This window comes from Aquisalibacillus elongatus (assembly GCF_003843875.1).
Lineage (GTDB): Bacteria > Bacillota > Bacilli > Bacillales > Alkalibacillaceae > Aquisalibacillus > Aquisalibacillus elongatus.
On record NZ_RKRF01000007.1, the window covers coordinates 412,114 to 429,812 of the forward strand.

The window sequence follows — 17,699 nt, forward strand, 5'->3', positions numbered from 1 at the left end:
GTGTGCAATTTTTTGCAGGGTGTAGGTGAAAAACATGCAAAATGTTATCATAGTTGGAGCAGGTCAAGGTGGTACAGCGATATTAGAGCTTTTTAATGAAGTTGAAATGTTGAATATAGAAGCCGTAGCTGATATCGATTCACAAGCACCTGGAATACATGTAGCCAAACAATTAAATATCAAGACTCATACAGAATATAAAAAAATAATTTCGTCCTCAGTTGATATTATTGTAGATGCCACAGGTAAAGAAAAAGTGTTTCAGCAGTTAATGGAATTAAAACCAGATCATTGTGTATTAATTCCAGGGACAATTGCACATATCATTTTTCAGTTATTAGATGAAAAAGAAACACTTGTACAACAAAATCAAAAGAACACGAAAATTAGAGAGCTCGTTTTAAATTCTATTCATGATGGTATGATTGTTATTGATACAAATGAAAACATCACATTTGTTAATGAATCAGCAAGTGAAGTGCTAGGTGTTCATAAACGTCATATGATTAAGCAAAAAGTGACGGATATTATACCTGATTCTAAACTACCTGAGATCTTACATAGTCGTAAACAGGAAATCAATCAACGCTTGACGCTAGAAAACGGGAAGAAAGTCATTACGACTCGAATTCCGCTAATTAGTGATTCCGGAGAATTACTTGGGGCCTTTGCGGTCTTTAAAGACATAACAGAAGTCGTCAGTCTAGCTGAGGAAATTACAAACCTTAAAGAGATGCATGTCATGTTAGAGTCGATTATTCATTCAAGTGAAGAAGCCATCTCTGTTGTTGATGAGCGTGGAGAAGGGATTATGATTAATCCTGCTTATACTCAGTTAACAGGTTTATCCGAAAATGAAGTCATTGGTAAACCAGCAACAGCAGATATATCTGAAGGCGAAAGTATGCACATGAAAGTTCTTCAAACGAGAAGGCCAGTTAGAGGGGCTAGAATGAAAGTTGGCCCGAATAGGCGGGATGTACTCGTTAACGTAGCGCCAATTATAGTGGATGGTAAACTTAAAGGAAGCGTAGGAGTGATTCATGACCTTTCCGAAATTGAATCATTAACTTCTGAATTGAAACGAGCTAGACAAATCATTCGTAATTTAGAAGCTAAGTATACATTTGATGATATTATAGCTCAGTCAGAAGATATGAAACTCGCTTTAGAACAAGCAAAAGTCGGTGCCAAGACTAACACTACGGTACTTTTACGTGGTGAGTCGGGGACTGGAAAAGAGTTAGTAGCACATGCCATCCATAATGAAAGTGACCGAAAACACATGAAATTTATTCGTGTTAATTGTGCTGCTTTTGATGAAGATGTCCTAGAGCGAATGTTATTCGGGGATGAGAAAGGTTCACCTGAACAACAACGGGGTTATTTTGAAGAGGCCCATTTAGGAACCATATTCATTGACGAAATTGGCGATTTATCTATTCACTTACAACAAAAAATCCTGAGGGTATTAGAAGAACACACGATAATACGTGTGAATGGAAATAAGCCGATCTATACTGACGTTCGATTGATTGCATCAACGAACGTTAATCTTGAAAAAGCGATTATGATAGAAGAATTTCTTGAAGATTTATATTATCGACTAAGCAAGTTTCCTATAAATATTCCGCCGCTACGTGATCGAGTAGATGAGTTAAAATCATTAACTTTACATTTTTTAAGCCAATTAAATGAAAACTATGGGCGAAATGTAACAAGTATTTCAGAACATGCTTTAGATAAACTGAAAAAATATAATTATCCTGGTAATGTTCGTGAATTAGAAAATATTATCGGGCGAGCCATGATTAATATGGGGGTGTTTGAGGAAGTTATTCAAGAACATCATTTACCACCTCTTAGAAAAACGTCGTTAGAAGACTTAGATATTATGTATGGCTCTCAGGAAGAAGAAGTTATTCCATTACAAGAAGCTATTGATGAATTTGAGAAAACGCTGATTTTAGAAACGCTTGAGAAAAATAATTTTATAAAATCTAAAACTGCAAAGCAATTAAACATCTCGATTCGGAATTTATACTATAAAATGAAAAAATACAACATTGGAAAGGATTCATAGATTAACATCATGATTACAAAAGAAATGACATTAGATGGTTTAGTGAGTCAATTATGTAATAAGAAAGAAAAGAAAGTGGTAGCTGTTGCTGAAGCGACCAATATCGAAACATTAAAAGCTGTAAAAGATGGAGTGGATCAAGATTTAGCAGCATTCACTCTATTTGGAAACATAGAAGACATTACAGAAGCAGCCAATAAGATTAACTTAAGCCTCAATACAGACAAAATAACCTTACACCATGCAACATCAGTCGAAAATGCCGTAGATAAAGCTGTTACATCTGTATCAGAAGAACGATCAGATATTTTGATGAAAGGAAATGTAGCCACCAAAATATTGTTAAAAGCTGTGTTGCGTAAAGAATCGGGATTACGAAATGGGAGAATTTTATCTCATGTAGCTATGTTTGAAATGAAAGGTCGAGATAAATTATTGTTTTTAACAGATGCAGGAATGAATATCTCACCAAATTTAGAAGAAAAAGTCCAAATTATTCAAAATGCTGTTGACGTTGTTAATCGAATTGGAATGCACAACCCTTATGTAGCACCACTAGCAGCTGTTGAAGTTGTTAATCCAGCCATGCAAGCATCAGTCGATGCAGCTGTATTATCACAAATGCAAAAACGTGGACAAATTACCGACTGTATCGTAGATGGGCCACTTGCCTTTGACAATGCGATTTCATTAGAATCGAAACAACAAAAAGGTATTCAATCTGACGTAGCAGGTCATGCAGATATATTAGTTTGTCCATACATTGAAGTTGGCAATACATTATATAAATCGTTTACGTATTTTGCAGAAGCAAAAGTAGCTGGAATTATAAGTGGAGCTAAAGCACCTATTGTGTTAACTTCTCGAGCCGATACGGCAGAGAGTAAAATATATTCATTAGCGTTTGCATTATTATCATCTTAATTTTTAAGGGAGGAATACGAAATGGAATTATTCAAGTATTTAGAGGATCAAGATTATGAACAGGTTGTTTTTTGCCAAGATAAAAATTCAGGATTGAAAGCGATTATTGCGATTCATGACACAACATTAGGACCTGCATTAGGTGGTACAAGAATGTGGACTTATGATTCTGAAGAAGAAGCTGTTGTCGATGCCTTAAGACTCGCTAAAGGAATGACATACAAAAATGCGGCAGCTGGTTTAAATCTTGGTGGAGGTAAAACAGTTATTATTGGTGACCCTAAGACAGATAAAAACCCTGAGATGTTCCGTGCGTTTGGCCGTTACATTCAAGGATTAAATGGCCGTTATATCACAGCAGAAGATGTGGGCACAACTGTCCAAGATATGGATACTATCTATATGGAAACTGATTTTGTAACAGGTATTTCACCAGAGTTTGGCTCTTCAGGTAACCCTTCACCAGCAACAGCTTATGGTGTTTATTTAGGGATGAAAGCAACAGCGAAAGAAGCATTTGGAACAGATTCACTTGAAGGTAAAGTTGTTGCAGTACAAGGTGTTGGAAATGTTGCGTATAACATGTGTAAACACTTGCATGAAGAAGGTGCAAAATTAATTGTAACTGACATCAATGAGGAATCAGTTAAACGTGCGATGGAAGACTTCGGTGCACAGGCTGTTGACCCTAATGAGATTTATGATGTGGATTGTGATATTTATGCCCCATGTGCTTTAGGTGCAACGATTAATGATGATACCATCCCTAGACTTAAAGCTAAAGCCATTGCTGGTTCTGCTAATAATCAGTTAGCAGAAGAGAAACATGGACAAAAGTTACATGACTTAGGTATTGCTTATGCACCAGATTACGTCATTAACTCTGGGGGCGTTATAAACGTTGCCGATGAATTAAATGGTTATAACAAAGACCGAGCGTTTAAGCAAATTGAAAAGATTTATGATAGTTTAGAAAAAATCTTTGAAATATCTAAACGTGATGACATTTCAACTCATGAAGCGGCTGATCGTATGGCTGAAGAAAGAATCGAGAGTGTAAACCGTTCAAGAAACACATTTTTAAGAAATGAACACAATATCATCTCAAGAAGAAATTCATAAATGTGGAGGAGTCTTTTTGTCTATATTATTTCGAATGCTAATCATAAACCCAGGATCAACATCGACGAAAATTGCAGTATTCGAAGATGATAAAAGTATATTCGAACGAACCATTCGTCATGATGTTCACGAGTTAGATGAATTTCCTAAGTTAATCAATCAATTTCCATATCGAAAAGACATCATTTTAGGTGTTTTAGATGAAGAAGGTATTAACTTATCAAAATTCGACTCCATATGTGCAAGAGGCGGCTTATTAAGGCCGATTGAAGGTGGAACCTATACGATTAATCAGGCTATGATTGAGGACTTGAAGCAAGGATATAATGGTGAACACGCCTCAAATTTAGGTGGATTAATAGCATATGAAATTGCACAGGATTTAAATATTTCGGCTTATATTGTAGACCCTGTAGTTGTTGATGAGATGCAAGATATAGCTAGAATAAGTGGATTAGAAGAGCTGCCAAGAAAAAGTATATTTCATGCACTAAATCAAAAAGCCGTAGCTAGAAAAGCGAGTGAACAACTTAACAAACATTATGAAGATAGTCGCTTAATCGTCTGCCATATGGGAGGCGGAATAACGGTTGGCGTTCACAGTTTTGGGAAAGTAATCGATGTCAATAATGGACTTGATGGTGATGGTCCATTTTCACCTGAAAGAGCCGGTACCTTACCTGTTGGACAATTAATAGACCTTTGTTTTTCCGGTCAGTATACGAAGGATGACTTAAAGAAAAAAGTAGTAGGCAAGGGTGGATTAGTTGACTATTTAGGAACAAATGACGCCATAGACGTTGAGCAAATGATGGAGAATGATAATAGCCAGGCCGCTAAGATATATGATGCAATGGCTTATCAAATTGCTAAAGAGATTGGATCGCAAAGCGTTGTCATAAATGGTCAAGTAGATGCTATTGTCTTAACTGGCGGTTTAGCATATGGCAAGGATTTCATTAGTAAAATCACAAAACGTGTTGAGTGGATTGCGGATGTATTAGTGTTTCCAGGTGAAAATGAAATGGAGGCCCTTGCTGAAGGGGCACTTCGCGTTTTGAAGCAAGTAGAGAAACCAAAAGAGTACGAAGTGTTTAGAAAGGGGTTATAATGTGGCCTTAGAATATGATGTTGTCGTATTAGGCGGCGGTACGGGTGGTTATGTAACAGCCATTCGTGCCAGTCAACTTGGGTTGAAAGTGGCAATAGTGGAACAGGGGAAGTTAGGGGGCACATGCTTACACAATGGCTGTATTCCTTCTAAAGCATTACTTAGAAGTGCGGAAGTCTTTAAACAAACAAAAGAAGCAGAACAGTTTGGTATTTTAACAGAGAATACATCATTAAATTTTGTGAAAGTTCAAGAGCGTAAAGAAGGCATTATAAATCAACTACATAAAGGCGTTCAGGGATTAATGAAAAAAGGGAAAATCGACGTATTTGAAGGGTTTGGAAGAATCTTAGGTCCAAGTATCTTCTCACCAACGGCAGGTACGATCTCAGTTGAACGTAATGATGGTGAAGAAAACACGATTATAATCCCTAAAAATGTCATTATTGCAACGGGATCTAAACCAAAGTCCTTACCAGGTTTAGAATTAGACGGTCAGTATGTGATGTCTTCAGATCATGCCCTTCATATGGAAGAATTACCGGAATCTATCTTGATCGTTGGTGGCGGCGTCATCGGTATTGAGTGGGCGTCAATGTTAGCCGACTTTGGTGTAGATGTAACGGTAGTTGAGTATATGGATCGGATTTTACCGACTGAAGATGAGGATGTGGCAAAAGAGGCCCAAAAACTTCTCAAGAAGAAAGGAATTCACTTTGTAACAGGTGCTAAAGTGATGCCTGATAGTTTACAAAAAGAAGGAAATATTGAAATCCAAGCAGAATTAAATGGTGAGAATAAAACGTTCTCGGCTGACAGAATGTTAGTATCTGTCGGACGTACACCAAACGTAGAACAGATTGGGTTAGAAAACACCGATATTGAAGTTGAAAATGGCGCTATTAAAACGAATCAGTTCTATCAAACAAAAGAGTCTCATATTTACGCCATTGGTGATGTGATAGGTGGCATGCAATTAGCCCATGTCGCTTCACACGAAGGAATTGTGGCTATTGAGCATATTGCAAATGAAGAACCATTACCTATAAATTATGACCATGTATCAAGTTGTATTTATTCAAATCCAGAAATGGCAAGCGTCGGATTAACAGAACAACATGCAAAAGATCAAGGATACAACGTAAAAGTTGGGAAGTTCCCATTCCAAGCAGTTGGGAAAGCGTTAGTTCATGGTGAGTCGGATGGTTTTGTAAAAGTCATAGCTGATGAAGAAACAGAAGATTTATTAGGGATGCATATGATTGGCCCACACGTAACAGACATGATTTCAGAAGCAGGACTTGCACAAGTACTTGATGCAACACCATGGGAAATTGCTCACTCAATCCACCCTCACCCAACATTATCAGAAGTTATTGGTGAGGCGGCGTTAGCTGTTGAAGGAAAACAAATTCATGGATAAAAAGGGGAGGTTTTAATATGGCAAAAAGTCGTCATCAGGAATTAGGACTAACTGATGAAAAAGTATTGGACATGTACCGCACAATGCTAAGAGCACGTAAAATTGACGAAAGAATGTGGTTATTAAACCGCGCAGGTAAGATACCTTTTGTGATTTCTTGTCAAGGTCAAGAAGCAGCACAAGTAGGAGCTGCATATGCTCTTAACTTAGAAGAGGATTATGCTGCACCATATTATCGTGATATGGGCGTCGTATTAGCCTTTGGAATGACAACGAGGGATTTATTCCTATCTGGCTTCGCCAAGGCTGAAGACCCGAATTCAGGCGGAAGGCAGATGCCAGGTCACTTTGGTCAAAAGAAAAATCGAATCTTAACAGGATCTTCACCTGTTACAACACAACTACCACATGCAGTTGGAGTGGCTTTAGCAGGGAAAATGGAAAAGAAAGATTTTGTTTCATTCGTAACTCTAGGCGAAGGTTCATCTAACCAAGGTGATTTTCATGAAGGGTTAAACTTTGCTGGGGTTCATAAATTACCTGTCATTACGATGGTGGAAAATAATAAATACGCTATTTCGGTTCCACTTGATCGTCAGGTAGCTTCTGAGACGGTTGCAGATCGTGGGAAAAGTTATGGAATGCCAGGTTATCAAGTAAATGGTAATGATCCGTTAGACGTTTTTGCTGTTATTAAAGAAGCAAGAGAACGTGCAGTAAATGGTGAAGGACCTACGTTAGTTGAGGCCATTACAAATCGCCTGACTGCACATTCAAGTGATGATGACCACACGGCTTATCGTGATAAAGAAGAAATAGAAGAAATGAAGAAAAATGATTGTATCATGTTATTCTCTGAATACCTTAAAGAGCAAGGTGTACTAACAGATGATGCTGAGACAGCGATGATGAAGGAAATTGATGACGAAATTAATGATGCAACGGAGTATGCAGAGAATGCACCATACCCAGAACCGACAGATGCACTAAAATACGTATATGCTGAAGAGGGAGGGGAATAATCATGCCAGTCATGTCCTATATTCAAGCTGTGACACAAGCGATGCGTGAAGAGATGCAACGTGATGAGAAAGTATTTGTATTAGGTGAAGACGTTGGTAAGAAAGGCGGTGTCTTTAAAGCTACTGATGGCTTGTACGATGAATTCGGAGAGCAGCGAGTCATTGATACGCCTTTAGCTGAATCGGCAATTGCCGGTGTCGGAATTGGTGCCGCTATGTATGGCATGCGTCCAATTGCTGAGATGCAATTTGCTGATTTTATTATGCCTGCTGTTAATCAAATCATTTCTGAAGCGTCTCGCATTCGTTATCGTTCAAATAACGATTGGAGTTGTCCCATTACGATCAGAGCTCCATATGGCGGTGGTGTGCACGGTGCCCTTTATCATTCACAATCAGTTGAAGCGGTCTTTGCCAATCAACCAGGGCTAAAGATTGTCATGCCTTCAAATCCATATGATGCTAAGGGTCTATTAAAAGCGGCGATCCGTGATGAAGACCCTGTATTATTCTTTGAACATAAACGTGCGTACCGTCTTTTAAAAGAAGAAGTACCAGAGGACGATTACGTAATACCAATCGGAAAAGCCGATGTTAAGCGTGAAGGTGATGATATTACGGTTATTACTTACGGGTTATGTGTCAACTTTGCCCTTCAAGCTGCTGAAAAATTAGAAGAAGAAGGTATTTCTACTCATATTTTAGATTTAAGAACAGTATACCCTCTTGATCAAGAAGCGATAATTGAAGCAGCTAAGAAAACGGGTAAAGTGTTATTAGTTACAGAAGATAACAAAGAAGGCAGTGTGATGAGTGAAGTTTCTGCAATTATCTCAGAAAACTGCTTATTTGATCTTGATTCACCTGTACAGCGCTTAGCAGGACCAGATGTACCAGCAATGCCTTATGCCCATACAATGGAGAAATTCTTCATGGTTAGTCCTGATAAAGTAGAAGCAGCGATGCGCGATTTAGCAGAATTTTAATTGGTTGTATAAAGGAGGTTTCAATAGATGAGTGTCGAGAAAATCACGATGCCTCAATTAGGAGAAAGTGTGACGGAAGGTACTATTAGTTCTTGGTTAGTAGGCGTCGGAGATCAAGTAAATAAATACGATCCAATCGCCGAAGTCATGACAGATAAAGTCAATGCTGAAGTGCCGTCTTCCTTTACAGGTAAAATTACAGAGCTTGTAGCTAATGAAGGAGACACCATTGAAGTAGGCGAATTGATATGCTACATCGAGGTAGAAGGAAGTTCTGATACGTCAAGTGATGCTGGTTCATCTAATTCTGATGAACAGCCTAAAGAAGAAACAAACGAAGAATCAAAAGATCAATCGATGAAGAAGCGCTATTCACCTGCCGTGTTAAAAATGGCACAAGAACATGACATTGATTTAAATCAAGTCGATGGTTCTGGTCGTGGTGGACGTATTACACGAAAAGATTTAGAAAAATTAATTCAGTCTGATCATGTACCGTCAAAATCAGCTAGCAAGCAAGAAAAATCACAAACTGAATCATTCGCAACGCCACAGCAAGACGTATCCAAACCTGCTGATATGCCAACTACTCAAGCAGGAGATGTAGAAGTTCCGGTATCTGGCGTTCGAAAAGCTATTGCACAAAATATGGTTAAATCAACGACTGAAATTCCACATGCTTGGATGATGGTAGAGGTTGATGTGACTGAATTAGTGAATATGCGAGATGAATTAAAAGATGAATTCAAGCGTAAAGAAGGCTTTTCATTAACTTATTTTGCTTTCTTTGTAAAAGCTGTCGCTCAAGCCCTAAAAGAATTCCCAGAGCTAAATAGTACATGGGCTGGAGATAAAATCATACAAAAACAAGATATCAACTTATCGATTGCTGTTGCGAATGATAACCAACTTTTTGTACCAGTTATCAAAAATGCTGATGAGAAAAGCGTCAAAGGTATAGCGAAAGATATCGTTGACTTAGCTACGAAAGCCCGTAATGGCAAGTTAACCAATGACGATATGCAAGGCGGAACATTCACGGTAAATAATACAGGATCATTTGGTTCTGTTCAGTCAATGGGTGTGATCAATCACCCTCAGGCTGCCATTTTACAGGTGGAATCCATTGTTAAACGACCAGTATATATGAACGGTATGTTTGCTGCGCGTGACATGGTGAACTTATGCTTATCATTAGACCACCGTATATTAGATGGATTAGTATGCGGTAATTTCTTATCCAGAGTTAAAGAAATTCTTGAAAATATGTCTAAGGACAATACATCAGTCTACTAAATGATAGTCCAAACCCCAGTAATTGAACTTTAATAAAGTTCTTGCTGGGGTTTATATGTATCAATAATATTTCGGGGAGAGATAATGATGAACGTTTCAATTGTTAAAGCAGCTCCTGAACATACAGAAGACATTAGCAGAATTTGTTCACTAGGTTGGAGACAAACGGTTCAAAGAATCTATAGTGAAGAGTACCAAATAAAAAACGTCGAGCATTGGTATAATCATAAACGCGTTCATGAAGATATTGTTAACGGTATTTATACTCACGTAGCCATCGTAGATGAACAAGTTGCCGGAACCATAGGTGGAATAGTGAGTAAGTTAGGTACAAGTGAAATCTATGTATTTTACGTAGATGACGCTTATAGATATAGTGGTATAGGAACTAAACTTCTAGAGGCATTTACCAAGGAACATATCAAAAAGGGTGCAACAGAACAATATGCTTCCGTACAAGAAGGGAATAAGCTAGGTATACCATTTTACAAATCAAGAGGGTTTAAACAAAAAGGTGAAGATCAACGCTTTTACAGAGAAATTGTTAGCTAGAAAATAAAAAAATAGGTTATATCGTGGTGTGGTTTAATATAATTGAAACGTACACCTAAAATTGTTAATATGTTATTGAAACTTAAATTTTTAGAAAAAAGGAGCCATTTAACTCATGGATTTTAACATTTATATGCAAGATTTTGTGAACCAGGCTAGAACGGAAATTAACGAAGCCGGTTTCGAAAATCTGACTACACCTGAAGAAGTTGACGAAGCTTTTGCTAGAAAAGGTACAACTTTAGCGATGGTTAACTCAACTTGTGGATGTGCTGGTGGTGTTGCACGTCCAGCTGCAGCTAATGCAATACATCATGATCATCGTCCAGATTACTTAGTAACGGTTTTTGCTGGTCAAGACCGAGAAGCAACTGAAAGAGCACGTGAATACTTTGAAGGTTATCCACCGTCATCACCTTCATTTGCTTTATTAAAAGACGGTAAAATCCAAAAGATGGTGGAGCGCCATGAGATTGAAAGCTCAACACCAATGGAAGTTGTTCAACAGCTTCAAGCTTTATTTGATGAATACTGTGAAGAATACTAAAGATGAAAGGTGGTTTTGGACCACCTTTTTCTTTTGTTTCATAAATTAATAAGATATAGTTATGACAAAGAACAATGATAAAGAAAGAGGCAAGACTGCATGTTTAAAATTGGTTCACGTACCATTAAAACAGCCATTGGTGCTCCTGTATCCATTTTCATAGCTCAAATAATAGGTCTAGATAACTTCATCTCAGCCGCAATCTTAACCATTCTATGTATCAAAGCGACTAGACGAAGTTCGATTTTAAGTGCCTGGTACAGGTTTTATGCCTGTTTAGTAGGAATTGCTGTCTCAGGTCTTGTATTTGAGCTCATCGGTTATCACCCTTTATCTGTAGGATTAGTTCTTATTATATTTATACCTATTACTGTAGCCTTAAAGATTACTGAGGGAGTAATCACGAGCGCAGTCATTATTCTACACGTTTATGGTGCAGGTCAATTTACATTTGACCTCGTACTTAATGAAGTGATTTTGCTTTCGGTAGGTATTGGTGTGGCGCTAATTTTAAATCTTTATATGCCAAGTTTAGAGAGTGATCTTGAAAACGTACAAAAAGAAATTGAGTACAACTTCGGGGTGATTCTTAAAGAAATTGCACATTTTCTAAAGACAGGCGATCATACTTGGAATGGCTCAGAGCTTACTGAAGTATCGCATTTGTTAGAGCAAGCTAATCATTTAGCTTCAAGAGATGTTGAAAATCACCTGTTAAGAAGTCATCATCCGCATTATCACTACTTTCAAATGAGACAGAAACAATTTGAAATTTTAGAGCGGATGCTGCCATTAATTAGCAGAATTAAAGCAAATGATGATGAGTATGAATATATAGGGGAGTTATTTGAAGAGTTAGCTTATCACGTGCAACCTAAAAACACCGCAGTTAAGTACTTAGAGCAACTCCGGAATATTCGAAAGCAGTTTAATCAAGAAGAGTTACCTCAAGACAGGCAAGCATTTGAGGAAAGAGCTAATTTATATTTACTATTAAATGAAATTGAACAATACTTAATATTGAAACGTTCTTATAAAAAAAGTGACATATAATTTAAAATCCCCCAGACATAAGTCTGAGGGATTTTAATATAATTAGATCTCGAGTTTATATAAACATAGCGGCTGCGAATGTGAATGTGGATAATAGCATTGCGATAATCATTAACCAAATTACAACCGTTGTCCATTTTTTGCGTTTTCTTCTACCTGATGAAAAAGGAGCCTGAGGCTTCTTTTTTTGTTGCTTTTTAGTCACGCTAGATTCCTCCCTTAAAACGTTAACACTAATTTTATTGTAAAAGAAAAAGTAAGATTGGACAAGATGAATCTTTCCTTTAAAATAGAAATAGGATAGAATTTTCTTAAATTTTTTTGAATTAAAATGAGAAGTAATAGATTAGAAGGGAAAGGAGCTCATAAAAATGGGAAACGATTTTAATCAATCGAAACAAAATTGGCAAGAAAGCTTACAAAAAGCTCAGAAACGTTTTCCTGAAAGGAAAGATCCATTTGTGAATAAATCGGATATTGAAGTTGATCCGTTGTATTATCCCGAAAATGAAGCTGTATATGATGAATATATGGAGAAATTAGGGTTTCCGGGTCAATACCCATATACACGTGGCATTCAGCCTGGGATGTATCGTAGTCGTTTTTGGACGATGCGACAATACGCAGGTTTTGGATCGGCTAAAGAGACAAATGAACGCTTTAAATATTTACTAGAACAAGGCCAAACAGGCTTGTCTGTTGCTTTTGATCTTCCAACACAAATTGGCTATGACTCAGATGATCCAATGGCTGAAGGCGAAGTTGGAAAAGTAGGCGTAGCCATTGATTCGTTGGAAGATATGGAGATTTTACTGAAGGATATTCCATTAGATCAAGTTAGTACGTCTATGACGATTAACGCACCGGCATCTGTTTTATTATGTATGTATATTGCTGTAGCAGAAAAGCAAGATGTTCCTAAAGAAAAGATTACCGGTACGATTCAAAATGATATATTAAAAGAATATATTGCAAGAGGAACTTACATATATCCACCAAAGCCATCAATGCGACTGATCACAAATATTTTTGATTACTGTGCTAAAGAAGTACCTAAATTTAACACCATTAGTATATCAGGCTATCACATTCGCGAAGCTGGTTCGACTGCCGTACAGGAAGTCGCGTTCACACTAGCTAACGGCATGGCTTACGTTAAAGCAGCAATTGAAAGCGGTTTAGATGTGGATGAATTCGCTCCAAGATTAGCTTTTTTCTTTAACGCTCATAATCATTTCTTTGAAGAAGTTGCTAAATTTAGGGCAGCTAGAAGAATATGGGCGAGCATCATGAAGGAGAAGTTTGGTGCAAAGAGTGAAAAAAGTCTACGACTACGTTTTCATACTCAAACAGGAGGTTCTACTTTAACGGCTCAACAACCTGATAACAACATCGTTCGTGTTGCACTCCAAGCGCTTTCTGCTGTCATGGGGGGAACACAAAGTCTGCATACGAACTCTCGTGATGAGGCGTTAGCGTTACCAACTGAGGAATCAGCCCGTATTGCATTAAGAACACAGCAAGTGATCGCTCATGAAAGTGGTGTTGCAGATACAGTCGACCCACTAGCAGGTTCGTATTATGTTGAATCTATGACGGATCAATTAGAAGAAGATATTATGTCTTATATAGACAAAATTGAAGAAATAGGTGGAGCGGTACAAGCTGTTGAAGAAGGGTATATGCAGCGAGAGATTCACCAGGCTGCATACGAAGCTCAGAAGAAAATTGAATCTAATGAAGAAATTATAGTCGGTATGAATGAATTTCAGATTGATGAAGATGTTCAAGCAGATCTATTAAAAGTAGATGAAGCATTAGAACAGAACCAGGTTAACCAAGTTCAAAATATACGTAAAAACCGTAACCAAGGTGAAGTAGATCGCGTATTAAATGATTTGAAGCAAGCTTCACGAGACGAATCGGAAAATTTAATGCCATACATTTTAGATGCGGTTAAAGCCTATGCAACAGTCGGTGAAATTTGTCACACATTACGTGATGTATTTGGAGAGTACACGGGAGCTTAATGAAGGAGGGTAATCAATGGAACAGAAAATTAGAGTTTTAATAGCAAAACCAGGGTTAGATGGTCATGACCGCGGTGCTTTAGTCATTGCTCAAGCGTTAAGAGATTATGGAATGGAAGTTATTTATACAGGCTTACGTCAATCAGCAGCTCAAATTGCACAAGCTGCTATTCAAGAAGACGTAGATGTTGTTGGGTTATCATCTTTATCCGGTGGTCATAAAGCTTTATTTCCAAAAGTGGTAGAAGAGTTATCAAAACGTGATGCTGAGGATATTCCCGTCATCGGAGGTGGCGTCATTCCAGATGAGGATGTCGACTTTTTAGAGGAAAAGGGTGTAAAGAAGATCTTTACATCAGGAACTCCGACGACAGAAATTGCGAAATTTATCGATGAGTTAATCCGAGGTGAAAAGGTATGAAAAAAATAGCTCATATTGGTATTGCTGTATCGGATTTAGATGCCATGATTCCTTTTTACCGTGATCAATTAGGGCTATCCTTTCAAGGTACTGAAGAGGTTGAATCTGAAGGCGTGCGAGTTGGATTCTTTAAAATTGGCGAAAGTGCCATAGAATTATTAGAGCCTTTAAATGAGACATCACCAATTGCTAAGTATATAGAAAAGAAAGGCGAAGGAATTCACCATGTTGCCTTAGATGTCGACAATATTCAAAAGCGTCTTGATCATCTAAAAGAAAACGGGATTCCACTGATTCATGAAGAACCTAAAATGGGTGCACATGAGAGTCAAGTGGCATTTTTACACCCCAAAGCTGCAAACGGCGTATTATTCGAACTTTGTGAACAGAAGCAGGAGGAATAGTTATGGATATCTATGATAAAATTAATGAATTGTACGATAAACGACGTAAAGTAGAACTAGGTGGCGGAGATGAAAAAATCCAAAAACAACGTGATAAAGGTAAAATGACCGCACGCGAACGAATTGATTATTTGCTTGATGAAAGGTCATTTGTAGAATTAAATCCATTCATCGAACACCGTGTGACGGACTTTGGGATGAATGGTAAGGACGTACCTGGTGAAGGTGTCGTAACCGGCTATGGTACGGTTAACGGTCGTCCGATTTATTTATTCGCTCAAGATTTCACGGTTTATGGTGGTGCGTTAGGTGAAATGCACGGCAGAAAAATTGCTGCTGTTATGGATTTAGCTGCGAAGAATGGAACACCGTTTATCGGGCTAAATGACTCTGGTGGTGCTAGAATTCAAGAAGGTGTTGCATCACTAGATGGTTATGGTCACGTGTTCTATCGTAATTCTATTTATTCTGGTGTCATACCACAAATTTCTGTTATTATGGGGCCATGTGCTGGTGGAGCTGTCTATTCGCCAGCGATTACCGATTTTGTCGTCATGGTAGAGGAAACATCTCAAATGTTTATTACAGGCCCTAAAGTGATCGAAACGGTAACAGGTGAGTCCATTTCTTCTGAAGACCTAGGAGGGGCTGGCGTACATAATAGTAAGAGTGGGAATGCCCACTTAAAAGCAAAAAATGAAGAGGAAGCACTCGATCAAGTAAAACAACTAATTGAGTATCTCCCGCAAAATCAAAATGAAAAAACGCCAAAACTTGACTCAGGTGAAAAAGAAGCATTTAGAGAAGATATAACAGATTTAATTCCATTTGATGCGGTAAGACCTTATGATGTCCGTACGATTATTAATGAAGTGGTGGATGACGACTCGTTCTTCGAAATACATCCAGACTTCGCTAAGAATGTTGTGGTCGGTTTTGCCAGAATTAATGGTGAGAGTGTCGGTTTAGTTTGTAACCAACCTAAATATTTAGCGGGTGGATTAGATATTGATTCTAGTGATAAAGCGTCTCGATTCATTCGATTCTGTGACTCATTTAATATCCCTATTATTACATTTGAGGATGTAACAGGATTCTTCCCTGGAGTTAAGCAAGAACATGGTGGTATTATTAGACATGGAGCAAAAATTCTCTATGCTTATTCAGAAGCAACCGTTCCTAAAATTACAGTGATTACGCGAAAAGCTTATGGCGGAGCATACGTCGCTTTAAATAGTAAATCTATAGGTGCCGATTTAGTATTCGCCTGGCCGAATGCTGAAATTGCTGTTATGGGACCTGACGGAGCTGCTAATATTATTTTTGCTAAAGAAATTAAAGAAAGTGATCACCCTGAAGAAACACGTCAACATAAAATTAACGAATACCGCGAAAAATTCGCAAATCCATACGTCGCAGCAGGTTTAGGCATGGTCGATGATGTCATTGACCCTAGAGAAACTCGAATTAAATTGACCCAGAGCTTAGAAATGTTAAAGAACAAGCAAGAGGATAGACCAAATAAGAAACACGGTAATATTCCTCTATAATTAGTGGAGGTGCTACATCTTGATTGAAGTAAATAAACAACGATTAATTGATGAATTTATGGAATTAGTACAAGTGGATTCAGAAACGAAGCATGAAGAGAAAATCTCAGAGGTTCTTAAAGAAAAATTCACCGCCCTAGGTCTAACAGTTAAAGAAGATAATGCCAAAGAAAAAACGGGTCATGGTTCTAACAATTTAGTGTTTACGTTAAAAGGAACAGAGGATGCTGACCCAATTTTTTTTACTTCCCATATGGATACAGTAGTTCCAGGTGCCGGAATTACACCGTCTATTGAAGGCGATTTTATCGTATCGGATGGAACGACGATTTTAGGCGCTGACGATAAAGCTGGCATTGCAGCAATGCTTGAAGCAATTAAGAGCCTTAAAGAACAAGATGTTGAACACGGTGATCTACAATTCGTTATCACGGTGGGGGAAGAATCAGGTCTTGTAGGGGCCAAAGCGTTTGACTCAAGCTTATTAAATGCGAAATACGGTTATGCCATCGACAGTAATGGGCAAGTTGGGGGCATTATTGTAGCAGCACCTACTCAGGCTAAGCTCTATATGACGTCCCACGGTAAAACTGCTCATGCTGGTGTGGCACCAGAAGAAGGAATATCGGCTATTACATTAGCTGCTAAAGCCATTGCTAAAATGCCACTAGGTCGAATTGACGATGAAACAACAGCTAATATTGGCCGTTTTGAAGGTGGTAAAGCGACCAATATAGTAAGTGATGAAGCGAATATTTTAGCCGAAGCCCGTTCGCTTGATCCTGAGAAACTTGATAGGCAATTAGAGGAAATGAAAAAAGCGTGCCAAGTAGCGGAAAATGAACTAGGTGGTTCAATCGAAGTAAAAACCGAAACGATGTATCCAGGCTATAAGCATAAAGCAGGAGACCAGGTAGTCGAAGTCGCTCGAAAGGCAGCTTCAAAAATTGGTAGAGAAAGTGAACTTAAGAAGAGCGGCGGTGGAAGTGACGCTAATATTTTTGCCGGATTAGGTATTCCTACGGTTAATTTGTGTGTTGGTTATGAGAACATCCACACGACAAATGAACGTATGCCAGTTGATGAATTAGTTAAGATCTCTGAATTCGTTACTTCGATTATAATCGAAGCCAAAGAACAGTAATCTAAAGTGCTTGGTGTTCGTCATCAAGCAC

Annotated in this window: 15 protein-coding genes and 1 pseudogene; 15 read left to right on the forward strand and 1 reads right to left on the reverse strand. The window is 38.1% G+C overall.

The features are described 5' to 3' along the window. The first annotated feature begins 34 nt into the window (after positions 1–34). The 11 genes from EDC24_RS02750 (at position 35) to EDC24_RS02800 (ending at position 12,119) form a co-directional block, all read left to right on the forward strand. Positions 35–2,083, forward strand: a complete 2,049-nt coding sequence (locus tag EDC24_RS02750) for a sigma 54-interacting transcriptional regulator (protein WP_124219538.1) — start codon at positions 35–37, stop codon at positions 2,081–2,083. A gap of 24 nt (positions 2,084–2,107) precedes the next feature. Then, a complete protein-coding gene (locus EDC24_RS02755) occupies positions 2,108–3,007 on the forward strand; it encodes a bifunctional enoyl-CoA hydratase/phosphate acetyltransferase (RefSeq protein WP_124220357.1) in 900 nt (299 codons plus the stop codon). 21 nt (positions 3,008–3,028) lie between these two features. Continuing rightward, positions 3,029–4,129 (forward strand): Leu/Phe/Val dehydrogenase, encoded by a 1,101-nt coding sequence (locus tag EDC24_RS02760; protein WP_124219540.1) that lies wholly within the window; start codon positions 3,029–3,031, stop codon positions 4,127–4,129. 34 nt (positions 4,130–4,163) lie between these two features. Continuing rightward, positions 4,164–5,240, forward strand: coding sequence for a butyrate kinase (buk, locus tag EDC24_RS02765; protein WP_245997970.1), 1,077 nt, complete (start codon positions 4,164–4,166; stop codon positions 5,238–5,240). Between the two features lies 1 nt (position 5,241). Further along, positions 5,242–6,663, forward strand: coding sequence for a dihydrolipoyl dehydrogenase (lpdA, locus tag EDC24_RS02770; protein ID WP_124219544.1), 1,422 nt, complete (start codon positions 5,242–5,244; stop codon positions 6,661–6,663). Positions 6,664–6,680: 17 nt separating this feature from the next. Next, positions 6,681–7,685, forward strand: a complete 1,005-nt coding sequence (locus tag EDC24_RS02775) for a thiamine pyrophosphate-dependent dehydrogenase E1 component subunit alpha (RefSeq protein ID WP_124219546.1) — start codon at positions 6,681–6,683, stop codon at positions 7,683–7,685. Between the two features lie 2 nt (positions 7,686–7,687). After that, complete coding sequence (locus EDC24_RS02780; protein WP_124219548.1) at positions 7,688–8,671, forward strand: alpha-ketoacid dehydrogenase subunit beta; 984 nt, start codon at positions 7,688–7,690, stop codon at positions 8,669–8,671. A 27-nt stretch (positions 8,672–8,698) separates the two neighbouring features. Further along, complete coding sequence (locus EDC24_RS02785; RefSeq protein WP_124219550.1) at positions 8,699–9,967, forward strand: dihydrolipoamide acetyltransferase family protein; 1,269 nt, start codon at positions 8,699–8,701, stop codon at positions 9,965–9,967. Between the two features lie 87 nt (positions 9,968–10,054). Further along, positions 10,055–10,519, forward strand: coding sequence for a GNAT family N-acetyltransferase (locus EDC24_RS02790; protein WP_124219552.1), 465 nt, complete (start codon positions 10,055–10,057; stop codon positions 10,517–10,519). A gap of 115 nt (positions 10,520–10,634) precedes the next feature. Further along, a complete protein-coding gene (locus EDC24_RS02795) occupies positions 10,635–11,066 on the forward strand; it encodes a BrxA/BrxB family bacilliredoxin (protein WP_124219554.1) in 432 nt (143 codons plus the stop codon). A 99-nt stretch (positions 11,067–11,165) separates the two neighbouring features. Then, the gene (locus EDC24_RS02800; RefSeq protein WP_124219556.1) at positions 11,166–12,119 is read left to right on the forward strand and encodes an aromatic acid exporter family protein; all 954 of its coding nucleotides are present in this window, start codon (positions 11,166–11,168) and stop codon (positions 12,117–12,119) included. Positions 12,120–12,174: 55 nt separating this feature from the next. Here EDC24_RS02800 and prli42 read toward each other — a convergent pair whose 3' ends face one another. Next, positions 12,175–12,324, reverse strand: coding sequence for a stressosome-associated protein Prli42 (gene prli42 / locus EDC24_RS02805; protein WP_124219557.1), 150 nt, complete (start codon positions 12,322–12,324; stop codon positions 12,175–12,177). A 166-nt stretch (positions 12,325–12,490) separates the two neighbouring features. Between prli42 and EDC24_RS02810 the strand changes: the two genes are divergently transcribed. The 4 genes and pseudogenes from EDC24_RS02810 to EDC24_RS02830 all read left to right on the forward strand — a co-directional run bounded on the left by EDC24_RS02810 (position 12,491) and on the right by EDC24_RS02830 (position 17,668). Continuing rightward, entirely contained in the window at positions 12,491–14,149 is a 1,659-nt protein-coding gene (locus EDC24_RS02810) for an acyl-CoA mutase large subunit family protein (protein WP_124219559.1), read from the forward strand. Positions 14,150–14,165: 16 nt separating this feature from the next. Next, positions 14,166–14,974, forward strand: a pseudogene (gene mce / locus EDC24_RS15295) (methylmalonyl-CoA epimerase). Between the two features lie 2 nt (positions 14,975–14,976). Next, positions 14,977–16,524 carry an acyl-CoA carboxylase subunit beta gene (locus EDC24_RS02825; RefSeq protein WP_124219564.1) on the forward strand — a complete coding sequence of 516 codons (1,548 nt, stop codon included), beginning with the start codon at positions 14,977–14,979 and terminating at the stop codon, positions 16,522–16,524. Between the two features lie 58 nt (positions 16,525–16,582). After that, on the forward strand, positions 16,583–17,668 hold the full coding sequence (locus tag EDC24_RS02830; RefSeq protein WP_245997971.1) for a M20/M25/M40 family metallo-hydrolase: 1,086 nt from the start codon (positions 16,583–16,585) through the stop codon (positions 17,666–17,668). Positions 17,669–17,699: the final 31 nt, after the last annotated feature.